Raw genomic sequence first — 18,916 nt, 5'->3', positions numbered from 1 at the left:
TTTAACTGGAGGTAAAATAAATTCATTATCAAGGGCTTTAGCCAAAAGATGAGTTTGACTAAAGTCTTTTCCATCCTATCAATACCTCCAGTTAAAACTGGAGGCTATTCAATAAATTTAAACTTCGTGCCATTGTGTCTTTGGCATTATCATTCTCATTCGTTTCAGTATCGAAAAATTCCGTTTGGGTAACTTTCTTCTGTTTAAAGGTCATTTTGTGCTGTTCTTTTGCGGTCAAATTCTATGTATTCATTAAAGTGAAATAAAATGACAAAACAATTTTTTCAAAATTATAAAACATTCAATAAGGTTGTAGTCTTATTGATTATCATCGGCTTTTCTTCATGCGGTAAAAGCGGATCTGAAGCAGATGCAATGGCGGTTCAAAAACCGGAAGTAGACTTTTTTCAGGCAAAATCTGTTACAGGTGAAGTGGCGAAAAAATACCCCGGAACTGTAGAAGGTACCGTAAATGTTGATATTAAAGCCCAGGTTTCAGGATACCTTGAAGCAATTTATGTAAAAGAAGGTGATTATGTAAACAAAGGACAATCACTTTTTAAAATTAAAGGAGATGTTTACGCAGAGCAGGTTAACAGCAGTCGTGCAGCATACAAAAGTGCTTTGGCAAACTTAGCGAATGCTAAACTTGAAATTGAAAAAGTGAAACCTCTTGTAGATGCAAAAGTATATTCGGACATGCAGTTAAAAACAGCACAGGCAAATTACGATGCAGCACAAGCACAGGCAGCACAGGCAAAAGCAGCTTTAGGGTCTTCACAATTAAACGCTGATTTCTCTTTGATAAAAGCTCCGGTAAGCGGTTATATCAGCCGTATTCCAAATCGTGTTGGAAACTTGGTTACGCCATCAGATACTGTTCCGTTAACTATTTTATCAGACATTAATACAGTTTTTGTTTATTTCTCGATGAGCGAATCTGATTATCTGACTTTCTCCAAAGATTCAAAATCAAAGAAAACAGTAAGTCTTATTATGGCCGATGATAGTGCGTACGATCAAAAAGGAACATTAGAAATCGCCAGCGGAAACATTGACAGAACTACCGGAACAATTGCCTTAAAAGCGATTTTTCCAAATCCTAAAAAACTTTTGCGTGCAGGAGGATCAGCAAGAATTATTTTAAACAGCAATTTGTCTTCTGTTGTAACGGTACCAATGGCAAGTGTAAAAGATATTCAGGATAAGTTTTTTGTTTTTGTTTTAGGCAAAGGCAATAAAGTAGCCATGACTCCAATTGAAGTTGCCGGAAGTTCCGGTACAAATTATTTTGTAAAAAACGGTGTAAAAAGCGGTGATAAGATTGCATTAAATTCTATCGATGTGCTAAGTGATGGTATCGAAGTAAGAGCGATAATCAAGTAATGCTAAATGCTATTATCGTAAAGGCTCTTAGTAAAAATAATTTTTAGTTTTTAATATAAATAACATTTTCCATGTTAAAAAAAATAATAGACAGGCCGGTATTGGCCACAGTAATTTCCATTGTTCTGGTGATCTTGGGTATTATTGGTTTAACAAGATTATCGGTTACCAGATTTCCTGATATTTCGCCGCCAACGGTAATGGTTAGTGGTTCGTATCCGGGAGGAAATAGTGAAACAGTAATCCGTTCCGTAGTAACTCCGTTAGAAGAACAGATTAATGGTGTTGAGAATATGCAGTACATTAAATCTTCTGCAAGTAATGATGGATCTTTTTCGATCAGCGTTATTTTCAAACAAGGCGTAGATCCGGATCAGGCTGCGGTAAACGTTCAAAACAGAGTGCAGCAAGCGACTCCAAAACTTCCGCAAGAAGTAATCAGAATGGGACTTACAACGTCGAAACAGCAAAACAGTATGATTGTTATTTTCAACTTGTATACAGATGATAATAACAAGTACGATGAGCTTTTTCTTCAGAATTATGCTAATATCAATTTGGTTCCGCAAATGAAACGTGTTCCTGGCGTAGGTCAGGTTCAGATTTTTGGTCAGAAAGACTACTCTATGAGAATTTGGCTTGACCCAAGAAAAATGGCAAATGCAGGTTTGGTTCCATCTGATGTTACGCAGGCAATTGCAGATCAAAGTTTAGAATCGGCTCCGGGGAAACTTGGAGAAGAATCAAAAGCGGCTTTAGAATACGTAATTCGATATAAAGGAAAGAAAAACAAACCGGAACAATATGAAAATATTGTGGTTAAAAATGACGGTAATAATTTGTTGCGTCTTAAAGATGTGGCAAGAGTAGAATTTGGTTCGATCTCTTATAGCGGGGACAATAAATCGAACAGTAAAAATGCGGTTACAATGGCAATTTTACAGACTTCGGGTTCTAATGCAAACGATATTGAAATCGGGATTAATAAAGAAGTAGAGCGATTATCGAAGTCTTTTCCTCCCGGAATTAAATACGTGAACGTAATGAGTACCAAAGAACGTTTGGACGAAGCGACAGGACAGGTAAAATCGACTTTGTTAGAAGCTTTTATTCTGGTATTTATTGTCGTATTTATATTCCTGCAGGACATTCGCTCCACGATAATTCCAGCTATTGCGGTGCCAGTAGCGATTGTAGGAACCTTTTTCTTTCTGTTGGTTTTTGGATTTACCATCAACATTCTAACACTTTTCGCCTTGGTTTTGGCCATCGGAATTGTAGTCGATGATGCTATTGTTGTGGTAGAAGCCGTTCACAGTAAAATGGAAGAAGACGCCGGGATTTCGGCCAAAGAAGCGACTCATAGTGCAATGGCAGAAATTACCGGAGCGGTAGTTTCTATTACTTTAGTCATGTCGGCTGTATTTATTCCAATTGGTTTTATGACAGGATCTTCAGGGATTTTCTATAAACAATTTGCTTATACTTTGGCAATTGCGATTATTATTTCGGCTGTAAATGCCTTGACGTTAACTCCTGCTTTATGTGCGCTTTTATTAAAAAATCATGGTGACAAACACGGAAATCACGAACATAAAACCAGTTTTAAAGACCGTTTTTTTGTGGGTTTCAATACGGGTTTCGACAATTTTACCGGAAGATATATCAAAGGTGTTCGCTTCCTTGTGGGAAGAAAATGGATTGCAGCGGGATTAATTACAGGTATAACAGCTCTTGCAGTTTATATGATGATGTCAACGCCAAAAAGTTTCGTTCCGCTTGAAGATGATGGGTTTATGGTTTACAGTTTGTCTATGCCACCGGGAACAGCGCTTGATCGTACGACTGAAGTAGTTCAGAGAATGGAGAAAATATTAGAATCAGAAAAAGCGATTGATGTTAACACCAGTATTACCGGATTTAATATTTTGAGTAACAGTTCCAGTACCGCATACGGATTAGGTTTTATTAAATTAAAGCCTAAAAAAGAAAGGGGTGAAGTTAAAGATATTGATGAAATTTTGAATAGTGTTACGGCCAAATTATCCACAATCAAAGAAGGTTCGGTTATGGTGTTTAGAATGCCACCTGTAGAAGGATTTGGTGTAACGAGTGGTGCCGAAATTGTATTGCAGGACAGAATGGCAAGAAGTCCGGAAGTTTTAAAAGCAATGTCAGATAAAGTGATCGCACAAATTATGCAGCAACCCGGAGTTCAATATGCGTATACGACTTTTAGAGCCGATTATCCACAGCTGGAATTGGAAGTTGATGAGGACAAAGCACGTCAAATGGGAGTGAACATAAAAGAACTGCTAGGAAATATTCAGACGTATTTTGCCGGAGATCAATCGTCAGATTTTACCCGATTTGGTAAGTTTTACAGAGTTAATGTAAAAGCCGATGGAATTTTCAGAATGGATGAGGATGCGTTTAACGAAATTTTCGTTAGAAATGCACAGATGCAGATGGTTCCTGTAAAATCAATCGTAAAATTCCATAAAGTGTACGGACCGGAATCGGTAGACCGTTACAACCTTTACAATTCGGTAAATATTACAGCAATGGCATTGCCGGGTTACAGTAACGGTCAGATTATGGGGAATTTAGAAAAGGTTTTAGATAAACTTCCAGCCGATTACAGTTACGAATGGACAGGTTTAAGTCTGGAAGAAAAAGCAGGAGGAAACCAAACGATTGCCATTTTCGGATTATGTCTGTTGTTTGTATTCTTTTTATTAGCAGCACAGTATGAAAGCTATTTACTACCGTTGGCGGTTTTACTTTCGATTCCAACAGGAATTTTAGGAGCTTTTGCCGGAGTAAAAGCTGTTGGTTTGGATAACAATATTTACGTTCAGGTCGGACTCATTATGCTAGTGGGACTTCTCGCGAAAAATGCCATTTTAATTGTAGAGTTTGCACTTCAAAGGCGTATATCAGGTTTAAGTATTGTTGAAGCGGCAATTGAAGGTGCAAGATCAAGATTGCGACCAATTATCATGACTTCGCTTGCTTTTATTGTAGGTATGATTCCGTTGATGTTTGCTTCTGGAGGAACAGCAGTAGGAAACAGATCGATAAGTGTGAGTGCTTCAATCGGGATGTTGAGCGGAGTTATTTTGGGAGTTTTTGTGATTCCGTTGCTCTTCATTGTATTTCAATATTTACAGGAAAAAGTTTCGGGCAAGAAAACCATAGTTCAATCTATAAAAGAATAATAATGAAAATACTATATAAAATAGGAATTACTTTGTTTACCGGCTTGATTTTGACGTCATGTGTGGTAGGAAAAAAATATTCCCGTGCGGCATTAAATTCACCTGATAAATACCGCGAAGAAATTGCTGTAACGGGTGATACGGTTTTACTTCCGTGGAAAAGTTACTACAAAGATCCATTACTGGTTGATTTAATTGAAAAAGCCCTCGTTAAAAATAACGAGGTGCTTATCGCAATGAAAAGCATGGAACAGCTGGATTTGAATTATAAGCAGTCAAAATTAGCATTGCTTCCTACACTTGACTTTGATGCAGGAGCAAGTAGAGCTTATCAGTCTAAAAATTCGCTGAATGGTTCCTTAAGTGCCCAATTTACGAGTAAAGATTATTTGGATGATTACAGCGCCAATCTTCGTATGTCCTGGGAAGTTGATATTTGGGGAAAAGCAGCAATGCAAAAAAGAGACGCAAAAGCCACTTATTTTGCTCAGAAAGAAAATCTTTCGGCATTAAAAACCAGAATAATTGTTCAGGTAGCACAAGCTTATTATAACCTTTTAGGATTAGACGAGCAGCTTAAAATTGCTCAGAAAAATATAGAATTGAGCAGTAGCACTTTAAACATGATGAAGTTGCAATACACTGCAGGATCAATAAGTTCTCTGGCAGTAAACCAAAGTGAAGCTCAGAAAAAAACAGCCGAATTATTGGTTCCTTTAGCAAAAGCGAATATCGCAGTTCAGGAAAATGCGTTACAGATTTTATGCGGAGAATATCCAAATACTGTAGCACGTGCAGGAAACTTAAATGCATCAGAATTTGCGGTTGATGTTCCGGCTGGAATTCCGGCTTCACTTTTAAGCAGAAGACCAGATATTAAAGCAAGTGAATATGCTGTAATGTCGGCTTATGCAAAAACTGGATTAGCAAAAGCTACGATGTACCCAACATTAAGTTTGAGTCCGTCGATTGGTGTAAATTCATTTGAGTTTGATACCTGGTTTAATTTTCCGGGATCTGTAACCAAATCGATTGCAGCAAATTTAGTACAGCCTATATTTAGAAAGAAAGAGTTAAGAACAGCCTATCAGGTTGCACTTTTAGAACAAGAAAAAGCAGCGATTCAATTTAAACAATCTTACATAACTGCGGTTGGTGAAGTAAATGATGCCTTGTCAAAACTAAAATATGCAGATGAGCGTATTACACTTGTAACAGAAAAATCAGTTTCATTAGAAAAAGCAACTGCAGATGCAGGTCTTTTATACAAAAGCGGAATGGCGACTTATCTGGAGGTTATTGTAGCGCAAAATAGTTCTTTACAAAACGAACTTGATGTTGTGGCTATAAAATTAGAAAAGCTAGATGCAGCAATAAATTTATACCGTGCCTTAGGCGGAGGAGTGCAATAAAAATAATATTCAAGAGTTCATCATCTTTAGATTAATTTGTAGAGGTGATGGATTTTTTTGTTATAATAGTATTCTAAAGAACAATTAGGATAATTCTGAGTATATTGATACAGAAGAGTTTATTTTACAAATAAGAAAAGATTCTTATAAGAAGGAAATATTTTTAATTTATGAGTTTAAAACATAAAGATTGATATAAGGGATTGAGAATGTGAGGTTTATTGAATTTTGTAAGGTAAATTCAGGTCGAGACAATTTTAGATATTTTTAATTTTGTAAATCGTTTAAATTTAAAAAATCCAGCACCTTTGGTGAAACTTTCAAATCAGATCGGAACTTTAAAATGCCCTTTATGAAATATCTTTTTAATTCTTTTGCATTGCGTATTGAAAATGGAGCGTTGAATGTAATGGCTTTATACATTATTGCGTTTCTGGAGTTATCGAAGTAATACAAACAAATATCATGAGCTGCATCTTCTCCCACTGATAAAACGATATCATAATTTTTCAGATCGGGAGTTGGACATAAAGACTCAAAAGTTAGGGATTCAAGAATTATTTCATCTTTATAATGGTGCAAACCATTTTGATCCACTATTACTTTTGTGATTTTGCTTTTTTGGTGAATAATCATATCCTTTACTACAAAATACACCAAAAAAGATAAAAGAATTACGGATAGTACTGCAAAACAAATTTTAAATTCAACAGATAGTTTAGATTCGATAATAATTATTTCTAAGTTAATTATTCCTAAAACGGTACCTATAAAAATAATTGCCCCTAAAAACTTTACTATAAAAGTTGTTTTCTTTGATTCTAATGACTCTATTTTTGAAAATTCATTATTCTGAAAATCCATTTTTTGTTAGGAGTTAGAAATTAAACATTACAGTTGTTTAAGCGAATTTAAGAATGATAAATCTAATTTCGACAATTAATAAAAGCGGTAGGTTATGTTTAGAATTCGGTCCTCAAAGTAATGACTCATCTTAGCTGTGTCTGATTTTCTTTGTATTGTTGTGAGAAAGCCTTTTTTATCATAAGTCATCACCAATTCACTAACTTTTTGCTCACTCCATATATCCTCCATCAGCACCAGATTCTTATTTTTATTATAAGTGTATTTTTCGCTTTTAGGCTCAATACTGTTAGGTGCATCAGCCAGAGTTGAAAGAAATCCTTCTTTAAATTGGTATAATTTAGCTGGAGTGGTCTTATCTGCACAGCCGTTATGAAGAAACAAAGCAACAGGGGCCCCGTTTAAATAATAATAAGTCTTTTTTTCATTACAAGTCTCTTGATTGTCATTCTTCTTTAGAAAATCAAAGTATTCTGTGCACTCTTCGACTTCAAATTTATTTTCGTTATAATAGCGATAGTGCCATGAAGAAAAAGAGTTTTCTTCGATCATTTTATTTAGAATGTTTTCATTTGGTAAAGTACCAAGTGTCACTATTTTATCTACACCCGGGTATGATTCTCCCAACCAACCGCTATTTTGTAGTCTATTAGGCATTTCGGAATTCAATGAAAAGAATCGGATTTTATCAATTCTGTTTTTTTCATCGTATTGGTAAGAACTGATCTTTACGATGCCATTATTATAATCAATGCTTGCTTTTTTATCAATCAGCCCTTTTGGATTGTAGTAATTTCTTATATAGAAAGTTGTGTCTCTTTTCTCTTTATTGTGTCGTATGTTAGTTATACTCACGACTTGGCCATCCGGGTTAAAATTGTAAATATAATTTATCCCATTTTCATCATTATTTTTTAGAACAATACTTTTTACCTTATGGTTCTTCATAAAAGAGGAATTGAAAGGAAAGACTGTTTTTGTAAAATAAATTTCTTCCTCAAAAGGCATGACAGTGTAAAAAGGTTTTACCTGTGCTTTACCATTAAAGATGATACAGCAGATAAAAATGCTGGTCAAAAATGAAATAAGTTTGTATTTTGAGTATAACATTTTTTGCGAAATTCAAGAATAGTAACTTTATTTAAGATCTTATTGTTAACAAATGTATTCTATATTTATTTAGCATTAATAGCCCGCTTATAAACTTAACAATATAAAAATTAATTATATAGGAGGAAATTTTATATTTTCAGATGTTTAATATATTCGAACCTAGACTTCCGAAGGTCTTTATTTGATTGAATTTTTAATAGTTAAAAAAACATTGCGCCATTATTTTGTCACAAAAATAAAATGGACAAAATTGCGATGAATAGCACTTAACTGCCTTAGCTTTTTGTGGCAAAATAGGAGAAAACTCCAATTAATAAACTTTCGTTATCATTTCATTTATAGGCAAGCGAACTTTTTTCATAGTTGCCATGTAGTCTTTTTCCAAATCACGGTATCCTAATGCAAGTATAACTGTGGAATGCAGCCCTTTCTCTTTCAAACCCAAAACGGCATCGATAATAGAAGCATTAAATCCTTCGATAGGAGTGGCATCCACTTTCAATTCTGCTGCAGCAATAAGTGCCGTTCCTAGTGCAATATAAGCCTGTTTGGCAGCCCAAAGTGCTTTTTGCTCTTCGTTGATAGCGCTAAAATAGGAATGCAATCCATTTCTAAATCCTGATAAGGCACCGGCATCAAGACCTCTTTGTTTTTCTGTCATCGCTATGTAATTGTCAATGTAAGTCGAAGAAATGTCAGTGAATGCAGCAAAAACCAACAAATGTGAGCAAGAGTGAATCTGTCCATTATACGAATCAGCACCTAATTTTTTTTGGATTTCCGGATTGCTTACAACAAAGACACGGTAAGATTGCAGACCACAAGAAGATGCTGAAAGATTTATAGCCTCTAAGATCTGATCGACCTTCTCTTCTGTTACTTTAATGTTATTGTAAGCTTTTGTGGCGTAGCGCCATTTTAAAATTTCTATCAAATTCATTGCTATATCTATCTTAATTTTTGGCAAATATAAATGATATTGTTTTCTTTTTCGAGTTTTTGAAGCGCTCTGGGAAACTCCAAATCACTCATCTTAGGTCACTAAAGAATAATTATCTGTTTCTCTTCATTATTATACATCTTTAAAGATTAATAATCTTTAAAAACACATGTAAAAAGAATGATTAACTGATTTTGTCTATAAATAAAAATATTTAATCTTTTATTTTCAAATTTGCAGGGTAAAAAAACTAAATAGCATCATCAGATGAAAGCAAACATAAAAGAAGATAGGGAAATAAACGAAAAGCAGGATATTGAAAACACCCAGAATACAATCAGGAATGATTTTGCATTCACACTAAAGAGCACCTGTTTAGATGAAAATTATCACCCCTCAAGTGAAACGCGGTTGACAACCAATTTTGCAAACCTGGCTAGAGGAGGTAATCGCCAACAAAACTTACGCAATGCATTAAATATGATTAACAATCGATTCAATGCATTGGCTCATCTGGATAATCCAAAAGCGGATCGTTACCTTGTAGAACTTGAAATCATTACAGTAACGATGCGTATTGATGATAAGAATGGTAGTAGCAATCTGCCGTTGATTGAAGTTTTAAAAACGAATATTTTTGACCGTAAGACTAGTCAGCGTATCGAAGGTATTGCCGGAAATAATTTTTCGTCTTATGTTCGTGATTATGATTTTAGTATTTTATTGATCGAGCACAATAGAAATAAACCTAATTTTTGTATTCCTGAAAATTTTGGTGATTTGCACGGAAAACTTTATAAGTGCTTTGTGGGTTCAGCCACTTATAAAGAGCACTTTAAGATGTCACCGATTATTTGTCTAAGTGTATCGAGCAACAAAACTTATACTCGGACTGAGTATCAGCATCCGGTTCTGGGTTTTGAATATTTGCAGGATCAGTATTCTATTACGGATGAATATTTCTCTAAAATGGGCTTGAAGGTTCGTTTTTTCATGCCTTTGAATAGTGTTGCACCAATGGCTTTTTATCACTCCGGAGATCTGCTTGCTGATTATACTGATCTTGGATTAATCAGCTCAATTAGCACGATGGAGACTTTCCAGAAGATTTATCGCCCTGAAATTTACAATGCAAATTCAGTGGCCGGGGAAATCTATCAACCTAGTCTTAAACACGAAGATTATTCACTGACTCGCGTGGATTATGACCGCGAAGAGCGCAGCCAATTGGCTGTTGAACAGGGTAAATATGCAGAAGAGCATTTCATTAAGCCTTACAAAAGTCTCCTGGAACAATGGTCTGCTAATTTTACCCTTTAATTGATTACAACGCATTAAAATTATATTATTATGAAGAAATTATTATTACCTACCTCTATTGTTGGAAGTTTACCAAAACCTGCCTGGCTAGCACCACCCGAAAAACTTTGGTCACCATGGAAATTAGAAGGCGATCAGCTGCTTGAAGGGAAACAAGATGCTTTACGCATTTCTCTGCAGGAACAACAATTGGCAGATCTGGATATCATTTGTGACGGCGAGCAGACACGCCAGCATTTTGTAACGACTTTTATCGAGCATTTGAGCGGTGTAGATTTTGAAAACCGTAAAACAGTAAAAATCCGTAACCGTTATGACGCGAGTGTTCCAGTGGTAGTAGGTGAGGTTGCACGTCAAAAAGCAGTTTTTGTTGAAGATGCTAAATTTTTACGTAAACAGACTAATAAGCCTATAAAATGGGCATTGCCAGGCCCGTTGACAATGGTAGATACCTTGTACGACGACCATTATAAAAGCCGGGAAAAATTGGCGTGGGAATTTGCGAAAGCACTCAATGAAGAAGCAAGAGAACTTCAAGACGCAGGGGTAGATATTATCCAGTTTGATGAACCTGCATTTAATGTGTTCTTTGATGAAGTAAACGATTGGGGAATGGCGGCATTAGAAAGAGCCATTGAAGGTTTACATTGTCAAACTGCGGTTCATATTTGCTATGGTTATGGAATACAGGCAAATACTGATTGGAAAAAGACATTAGGTTCAGAGTGGCGACAATACGAAGAAATTTTTCCGAAAATTCAAAAATCTAAAATTGATATTGTGTCATTAGAATGTCACAACTCCAATGTGCCTTTAAATTTAATGGAACTTGTTCGCGGAAAAAAAGTAATGGTCGGTGCGATTGATGTAGCAACCAATACTATCGAAACACCAGAAGAAGTAGCTGCGACCCTGCGTAAAGCTCTTGAGTTTGTAGATGCCGAAAATCTTTACCCTTCTACAAACTGCGGTATGGCGCCGCTATCTCGAAACATAGCCAGAGGTAAGTTAAATGCTTTAAGCGCAGGAGCAGAAATTATACGCAAAGAACTTGGGATTTAGTCTCAATATATTAATAATGGAGTCCTTGCCTTCACGGAGGAATAATATTTAAAACACATTGAAGAAATTATTAGAAGTATTAAAAAAAGCAGGTTTCGACGGTTTCCTGTTAATGATAGCCACCATGATTCTGATGGCTTATTTTTTGCCACAGCCAGGTATGGTCAAAGAACCAGTTTCGCTGGAGGAGATTGCCAATGCAGGCGTTTCCTTGATTTTCTTGTTTTATGGCATGCGACTGAGTGTTGAGAAACTAAAAGCAGGACTTTCCAATTGGAAAATGCACATTGTCGTTCAGTTGACAACCTTTTTATTTTTTCCCCTCATCGTTTTGGCATTTCGTCCGTTGTTTGTCAATAACGGCTTCGAGCTGCTTTGGCTGGGTGTATTTTTTCTGGCAGCTTTACCATCTACAGTATCCTCTTCTGTGGTCATGGTTTCCATCGCCAAGGGAAACATTCCCGCAGCCATTTTCAATGCGAGTATTTCCAGTTTGATTGGAGTAGTGGTTACGCCGCTATGGGTTGGGCTGTTTATAGCTTCTGCCACAGGCGATTTTGATGTTACTCATATCGTCATAAAGTTGATTCTTCAAGTCTTGCTGCCTGTTATCATTGGCATATGCCTCAATTCCCGTTTCGGCGCCATTGCCGAAAAATACAAGAAACAGCTCAAATATTTCGATCAGTCAGTTATTCTAACGATTATTTACACATCGTTTTGCAAGTCATTTTCCGAACATCTTTTTGAAGGCTTCACCGCCCTTGAACTTGCTGGACTTGCTACAGGGATGATAACGTTGTTTTTTGCCGTATTCTTTTGTGTTGGACTACTCAGCCGCCTGCTTGGTTTTTCAGATGAAGACCGCATTACTGTTTTATTCTGCGGGTCTAAAAAGTCATTGGTACACGGCACTGTTATGTCAAAAGTACTTTTTCAGCACAGTACTATCACCGGCATCGTATTGCTGCCGCTCATGCTTTACCATGCCTTGCAATTGATTGCTGCCAGTATCATCGCTCAGGGTATGGCTCGACGAAAAGAAGTATAATGTTTATTTATGACGTTGCCCTTTATCTTCTTTTGATAAAGGGCGTCAAGAATAACGCTCACTACTATAAAATAATACCTTTTAGATTTTTATACTGTGAAGATGAAAGTTGCAGTATTTTATGTTTTTAACTTGTATGAAATAAGATTTTTGTATTGTTTTTGGTTATATTTGAAGAATTTTATTCTGATTTAAAAATAAATAAACCTGTTTAAAGTAATATTCTATGGAGCAGATAGATGAAATTGATCTTCAGTTATTAAATATACTTCACGATAATTCTAAATACACTGTAAAAGAGCTTGCTAAAATGGTGAATCTTTCGGCATCGCCTGTTTTTGAGCGGATTAAAAGATTGGAAAACAGCGGATATATTAAAAAATATATTGCCCTGCTTGATGCAGAAAAATTAAATAGAGGTTTCATTGTTTTTTGTAATATCAAACTTAAACAGCACGATCGTAATATCGGCAATCAATTTGTTAGTGATATTATGAAAATAGAAGAAGTTGTGGAATGTTACAATATTTCAGGAGATTACGATTTTTTAATGAAAGTTTCTGCCAAAGATATGAAGCATTATCAGGATTTTGTGTTTAATAAATTAGGATCAGTTGAAAGTATAGGAAGTACCCAAAGTACCTTTGTTATGTCGGAGATAAAAAATATGTATGGATAGTTCCGCGATGGCTTATTTATTTGAAATTCGCCTTAGCTTTTGTGACAGAAAATGTATTGAGTACATTATGTTTAAATTTGATTTAATTCTTTCGTTATTGTAATAAAATATTGATCTATTTTTTTTTAGTTGTTCTACTGATAATTTCGAATCAAACATATAATAAAAAAAACGACGCAGAATACTTTCCGCGTCGTTCCATTCATTTCTATTTAATTGATTTAGATACCTTCCACCATCAAACGAGTGTCTGGTAAATTTTTCAATGGCTGTATTTTAACCTCTGGTTTTGCCATTCTCGAAATTGCATTTAATGCAGCTGCAATAGCGCCTTCTTGCCAACCAGGAAGGGAGGAAATTTGATCACCAACAATAAAAAAGTTAGCATTGCTCGCATTTTTTGTTTTCGGATCTATAATTCCAGATCCTTGTGCAATAGCGTTAAATTGTTTCGTTGAGTAGTTCGCATCTCCAACGGCTTGCCAATATGCCCAGCCACCCTTGATATTTGGCATATTTTGCCAAGCTATGGCAACACCTTCTTCCAAGCCTTCGGCAAATTTCTTACCGAATTTACTGGCATCATTTCGTGCTTTGGTAAGTCGCTCATCAACGGGTAATTTTCCCCAATCGTGTGCTACTTTATCAAAATTATAAGCGCCTGTTAGCACGCCTTTTTCGTCTTGATACGCCGTAGATGGATACCAAATTTGTTGAATTTCATTGTCTGTCCAAGAGATTCCTCCAAAAATAGGTACAACTCCCACTTCGGATTTTTCAACTCCCATTGTCTTGAGATTTATTGGGCTTCCTTGCCATAAAGATCGATTTGCTTGCCAGCCCACTTTGGAGGTACAGGCTAAAAAACGCGGAACGTATCCGTCTCTTCGCGGTTTATAACCTGGAGCTTGTGTTGGTTCAAATTGTGCCACAAAAACTGCTGTTAATGCATCTTTAAATTCAGGTTCAAGTCCCGATTTTAGGAGATCAGAGTCTAGAATATTTTTCAAAAAAGGCATCGCAAGGTTGCAAACACAATAATCAGCTTCGTAAAAGATCGGTTCTTCTGTTCCAACTTGTCCAACCGAAATGATGTACTTCTTTTTAGTTGAGTCCCATTTTATTTTTTTTACAGGACTATTCAAAAGAATATTTCCTCCCAAAGCTGCCACTTGTTGAGCAAAAGCGTGTTGCACCTGATCCATTCCTCCAACGGGTTGAAATAAAGTAGGTTGCCAAAGAAAATCTGTAGGTTGATAGAATTTTGTGCCTTCCCAAAATTTTGATTCCAGCAATTTATCAAAACTCAAAACATCGGCTACAATTCCAGCCGCAACACCAGGTAAAACTTCATATCCAGCGCGTGTTTTTCCATCCTCGAAGCCAGGTGATCCTGCCGTTGCGCTATAGGTTCCATCTACATCAAGCTCTCCGAAACTGATCATCAAACTTTGTAAATCTTCAACGCGTGTTTTAAGATTACCGTCACTAATTCCCACTTGTGAATTGCGAAGTAATTCTTCCGCATTTTTGTATACCATGTGCGCCAACCAACCTCTTGTATTATGATCCAAACGACGGTAAACCATAGGTTTACCTCCAAAACTTTCGTCCTTTTGAACCAAATTAGATTCAGAGTTCATCACATATATTTCAACGTCTACCGAAAAACGTTTTAAGTAAGAAAGGAGTCGTTTGTGACTGCTTGGAATACGACCAGGTCCTGCATTAAGGTAAGGTTCTGAATCTCCCACTGGGCGTTTAAATCGAACAACTTGTGGTTTTCCAGGTTTTGAATCGAACAAATCACTGTTTGCATCTTCGATGAGTGTATCCCCTGTGCGTAAGCTCATGCAGCGTCCTCCCGTTTTATGAGATGCTTCCAGAATGGTTACTTTTGCACCAGACCCTTGAGCGAGTAGTTCGTACGCGGTGGTAAGTCCCCCAACACCAGACCCGATGATTATAACCTCCTTTCCTTCTAGTTGATTTGGACTAAGTTTAATCGCTTGATTGGTAATCTTGTCTTGCATTTTTGTTGCTTTGGCCAATGCGGCGAATGCAATTGATCTCGGATTGTTTTCTAAAAATTCCTGACGACTTTTGTACTGTCCCATTTTGTATAAATTTTATGTTAAAAAATAAAAAATTTTGATTTCTATGGTATTCGTATTTTCTTTGGGTTAATCTCGAAAACGCTTTCTAATTCTAGATTTTATTTTCTGAAATGAAATTAATGATTGAAAATAAAAAAAATGAAAAAGATGTCATTAATGAAGGTTTTTCTGTCGTGAATGGATGTTTTTTTGTTGTGAATAAAATTGATTTATTCCAATAAAATAAATTACTTAGGGTTATTGTATGAATGCGGTTTTATAAAGAAGATTAGGTTCTGTTGCATCTAAAGCTAAGTTTTACCTTTGCCTTTTTTTAATTTTTAAACTGATGAATACGAAAGGCCATTGCTATCCGAAGTCTATTGTATTGCAGGCAGTATAATTTAAGCTTAGGTTTACATTAAGCTATCGGGATCTTGAAGAGATCATGAAAATGCGTGGAGTTCATGTTGATCATGCTACTATTCAGCGTTGGGTTTATAAGTTTACACCTATTATTGAGTCAGAGATGAAGAAGAGAAAGGGTAAAGTAGGTACAAGGTGGAGATTTGATCAAATTTATATCAAAGTAAAAGGTATTTGATGTTGTTTATATCGAGCAGTAGATAAATTAGGCTATACAGTAGACTTTCTTTTGACCAGAAAAAGACAGAGAATTAGTGCTCAGTCTTTACAAGGCCGCCTTATCTTTTTGTGGTAAAAAAGTATCCCTTCCATCTAAGTTTTGCCGCAATTTTGCCACAGAACTTTTGAGTGTTTTTACAAAGATTGAAAACTGTCATAAATGCAAAAAAAACCTGCGAATCCTATGATTTGCAGGTTTTGCTATGTTTTTTTGTGGGGAGAGCAGGATTCGAACCTTAAGCTTGAAACCTACGTATCTCCTGCGTTTTATTTTTTTTCGACCTAGTTTGCCACGATGTTACCACGAAACTCAAAACGTAAAAATTATTTGAGTTATTAAGAAACTTGTTTGAATGAACATTATAATTCTTGCTGTAAATGTAAAAGTACGAAAAAAGGAACATATTATAATTTGAGTTTCATTAATTAATGGAGGAAGAGCGATTCGAACAAAAATGTTGCATCCCGCTTTTATACTGCATTCCCTAATATTTTCTCGTTATTTTGCCACGATTCTGCCATGAACTTTTTGTGCATTTTTATGTATTTTTAAAAGTTCCGGAGCAGATTATCTGTTTAAATAATGTTGTAATTCGTAATTAATTGAAAGGCAAAGTTGCAAATTTTTAAGACGAACTAACAGAGAAAATTTTGAAAGCCTTTAAGAGATGTTAAAAGGAATTGAGAAGTAATTTAAGATTATATTCTCTTTTATAATTCTTCAATTTTTTTAGCACATCCAACAACTGATTGATAATGAACACAAAATTGCTTGAATCATTTAAAATTAGATTGCAATTGGCTTATTCTGTAGGGCTTATTTTGTAAAAATTAGTTGTGTTAAATCTAATAAAGAAATACTGCAGACTGGTTATGGGGTTCGAATGCTTCGGAGTTTAAAGTATAGGTTTCAGATTTTCAACAATCTACTATTTAAAATATTGAATCTTTCGCTCCATTGTGGCTGTTACTTCATTTTTATTCCCTTCTAAATACATCTTACACTTAATCCAGTTTTTATGATTATCGTATTCATATTCATAATATCTGTTTGTTGGCTGATTTATTTCATCTTCACTAATAAAATTGACTTCCACTAAATCGTTATTTTCATTATAGTTGAAAACCAGATCATCACTTGGGTAGGGATAAGTTTGTTGACCTGTAATATGTATTTTTTGAACATAAGTATTGTTAGAGTCATAAGTATAAATTGCAGTAAGGGATGTTCCTAAATAGTTACTCCAAGTTATCTTGGCGATTTTGCTTTTGTCATCGTAGTAACATTTAAATTTAGTGTCACAAGCATAATGAAATTTATTGTCTACATGAGTGTCGCGATATGGGCTTGTGTTCTTTGGATCAAAATTACATTCTATTAGGTTTCCTTTCGAATCGTATTTAAATGTTCTGACTAATAGTAGTTCATCTTCTGAAGGTGATTTAAATATTTTTCGCTCAGGTTTAGGTTTATAATAAACCTTTTCTTCAATAATTTTATTTCCTTCAGTTTTATATTGATATTGAAACTGCCTTAGATCTCTATATTGATCTTGATATTTATTTAGTGCTATACTTGCGCTGTCTAGTTTGGCTATTTTATAATCTCTGTCATTTTTAAATCTAGTTTCAATAGAGAAATTAGTCTGGATTTGTAAATCCAAATCAATGGATAATGGTTTTAAAATGCTTAGGTAAGGCAATAAATCTTTTTTTAAAATATAGTCTTTGTCATCATATTCATATTTATATAATTTTCCCACCGGACGATCTTCATAACCTTTGGTTCTAAGAGTAATTGCTTTTTGTATAGGAAGTCCTTCTTTGTTAAATTCATAAGAATCATCACTAGCAATATCATTTTCAAATAAAACACGATATTTTACTAGTGGTGTAATGTTTTGTTTGTAAAAGGAATAAAATGTATTCACGGTCTTCACAGGGCCGTTTAAATTTAATGATCTGTTTACTTTTAATTTGTTTTCCTGAGCAATGCAAAGGCTACAGTAAATTAATGCAAAACCTACAATAACTTTTTTAACATCTAATTTAATTTCCATAATATGAAATTTTTCTTTTAATACTTTTAATCACTTCGTCCTGCATGGAATTGTATTTAAGTTTACATTTTATCCAATTGTTATGACTATCATACTCATACTCGTAAAAGACTTTTTCTTGTTTATTTAAATAATCATTTACGTATTCACATGCTATGATATCCGCATTTTTGTTATAATAAAATTTAGCTTTTTTATATTTATTACCAAAACCAGCCTCGTAAAATATTTCAATCTCAGTAACGTAATTTTCTGTAGGATGATATTTGTATTTCTGTACTATAGGTGGCTCTTGGACTTCCTGAGGTTCTACAGCATAGATTTCAGCTACTTTAATTAAGCGATTTTTAACATCATATTCATAGATCCATTTTTCATGCGCCCCATCTTTTTCCGTATAATAATTATTTTTCTTGTATTCTCCTTCATAAATTAAACGTTGCTGGACTAAATTCCCTTTAATATCATATACATATTTTTTGGTTTGGTATAGTTGAGTTTCAATTATATTATTAGAATCATCTTTGTTTACAAAATATTCTTTTTCAGCAGTAATTTTACCATTTTTGTCGAAATTATATTTATAAGCAAAATCCGAGTCTTGATTTGTAAAACAGTTAGACCTCTTAAACGTAGTTTTATTTACACTTTGAATATTTAAATTAACCATTCCCGTCCAATCAGGTACACGATACACCTTTTTATCCAATTCATATTTGAAATTATTTTGAAGATCTTTTGGGTCATATACTAGTGAATCGGAAAAATGTCTTGATATCAAACCATATTTGTTAAACTCATACGATTCATATGAGTTTTGTCGTAATATTACTATATCAATGATATCATCTATTTCATATGCTGTGAGATCTTCTTTGTAAAAGGTACGACCATAAACGACTGATTTAACCGAATCATTTAAATTTAAACGATACAAATCTTTATTAATTCCATTTTGATTATTGGTTTTAAGCTGTGAAAAGCAGGTTAGCGAAAGGGAAAGAAATAGTAGTAGGGTTTTTATTTTATGCATTTTAAATAATATTTATATTCGATCTGGCTAGTTA

General features: G+C 34.8%; 13 protein-coding genes. 7 read left to right on the top strand and 6 right to left on the bottom strand.

Features of this window, described 5'->3' with window-relative positions:
* The first annotated feature begins 267 nt into the window (after positions 1 to 267).
* The 3 genes from OGZ34_RS18830 to OGZ34_RS18820 all read left to right on the top strand — a co-directional run bounded on the left by OGZ34_RS18830 (position 268) and on the right by OGZ34_RS18820 (position 6,019).
* Positions 268 to 1,386, top strand: a complete 1,119-nt coding sequence (locus OGZ34_RS18830) for an efflux RND transporter periplasmic adaptor subunit (RefSeq protein WP_263361332.1) — start codon at positions 268 to 270, stop codon at positions 1,384 to 1,386.
* Between the two features lie 71 nt (positions 1,387 to 1,457).
* Positions 1,458 to 4,607 carry an efflux RND transporter permease subunit gene (locus tag OGZ34_RS18825; protein WP_263361331.1) on the top strand — a complete coding sequence of 1,050 codons (3,150 nt, stop codon included), beginning with the start codon at positions 1,458 to 1,460 and terminating at the stop codon, positions 4,605 to 4,607.
* A gap of 2 nt (positions 4,608 to 4,609) precedes the next feature.
* Complete coding sequence (locus tag OGZ34_RS18820) at positions 4,610 to 6,019, top strand: efflux transporter outer membrane subunit (RefSeq protein ID WP_263361330.1); 1,410 nt, start codon at positions 4,610 to 4,612, stop codon at positions 6,017 to 6,019.
* Between the two features lie 267 nt (positions 6,020 to 6,286).
* Here the strand turns inward: OGZ34_RS18820 and OGZ34_RS18815 are convergent, their stop codons facing one another.
* The 3 genes from OGZ34_RS18815 to OGZ34_RS18805 form a co-directional block, all read right to left on the bottom strand.
* Complete coding sequence (locus OGZ34_RS18815) at positions 6,287 to 6,883, bottom strand: hypothetical protein (protein ID WP_263361329.1); 597 nt, start codon at positions 6,881 to 6,883, stop codon at positions 6,287 to 6,289.
* A gap of 75 nt (positions 6,884 to 6,958) precedes the next feature.
* A complete protein-coding gene (locus OGZ34_RS18810) occupies positions 6,959 to 7,993 on the bottom strand; it encodes a hypothetical protein (RefSeq protein ID WP_263361328.1) in 1,035 nt (344 codons plus the stop codon).
* Positions 7,994 to 8,306: 313 nt separating this feature from the next.
* Positions 8,307 to 8,936 (bottom strand): nitroreductase family protein, encoded by a 630-nt coding sequence (locus tag OGZ34_RS18805; protein WP_263361327.1) that lies wholly within the window; start codon positions 8,934 to 8,936, stop codon positions 8,307 to 8,309.
* A 267-nt stretch (positions 8,937 to 9,203) separates the two neighbouring features.
* Here OGZ34_RS18805 and OGZ34_RS18800 point away from each other — a divergent pair, with 267 nt between their 5' ends.
* From OGZ34_RS18800 to OGZ34_RS18785, 4 genes are all read left to right on the top strand, one after another.
* Positions 9,204 to 10,256: a DUF1852 domain-containing protein gene (locus tag OGZ34_RS18800; protein WP_263361326.1), complete on the top strand. Its 1,053-nt coding sequence runs from the start codon at positions 9,204 to 9,206 to the stop codon at positions 10,254 to 10,256.
* 30 nt (positions 10,257 to 10,286) lie between these two features.
* On the top strand, positions 10,287 to 11,318 hold the full coding sequence (locus OGZ34_RS18795) for a methionine synthase (protein ID WP_263361325.1): 1,032 nt from the start codon (positions 10,287 to 10,289) through the stop codon (positions 11,316 to 11,318).
* Positions 11,319 to 11,376: 58 nt separating this feature from the next.
* Positions 11,377 to 12,369, top strand: a complete 993-nt coding sequence (locus OGZ34_RS18790; RefSeq protein WP_263361324.1) for a bile acid:sodium symporter family protein — start codon at positions 11,377 to 11,379, stop codon at positions 12,367 to 12,369.
* A gap of 226 nt (positions 12,370 to 12,595) precedes the next feature.
* Positions 12,596 to 13,048 carry an Lrp/AsnC family transcriptional regulator gene (locus OGZ34_RS18785; protein ID WP_173964873.1) on the top strand — a complete coding sequence of 151 codons (453 nt, stop codon included), beginning with the start codon at positions 12,596 to 12,598 and terminating at the stop codon, positions 13,046 to 13,048.
* Between the two features lie 221 nt (positions 13,049 to 13,269).
* On the opposite strand, the gene OGZ34_RS18780 is transcribed toward OGZ34_RS18785, so the two are convergent.
* From OGZ34_RS18780 to OGZ34_RS18770, 3 genes are all read right to left on the bottom strand, one after another.
* Complete coding sequence (locus OGZ34_RS18780; protein ID WP_263361323.1) at positions 13,270 to 15,165, bottom strand: flavin monoamine oxidase family protein; 1,896 nt, start codon at positions 15,163 to 15,165, stop codon at positions 13,270 to 13,272.
* Between the two features lie 1,553 nt (positions 15,166 to 16,718).
* Positions 16,719 to 17,849: a hypothetical protein gene (locus OGZ34_RS18775; protein ID WP_263361322.1), complete on the bottom strand. Its 1,131-nt coding sequence runs from the start codon at positions 17,847 to 17,849 to the stop codon at positions 16,719 to 16,721.
* On the bottom strand, positions 17,839 to 18,882 hold the full coding sequence (locus tag OGZ34_RS18770; RefSeq protein WP_263361321.1) for a hypothetical protein: 1,044 nt from the start codon (positions 18,880 to 18,882) through the stop codon (positions 17,839 to 17,841). Before OGZ34_RS18770 ends, OGZ34_RS18775 begins: the two co-directional genes overlap by 11 nt.
* Positions 18,883 to 18,916 lie beyond the last annotated feature (34 nt).

This window comes from Flavobacterium collinsii (assembly GCF_946903285.1).
Classification (GTDB): domain Bacteria; phylum Bacteroidota; class Bacteroidia; order Flavobacteriales; family Flavobacteriaceae; genus Flavobacterium; species Flavobacterium collinsii.
The sequence above is the reverse complement of the archived record's forward strand: the minus strand, read 5'-3'. Positions and strand labels throughout refer to the sequence as shown.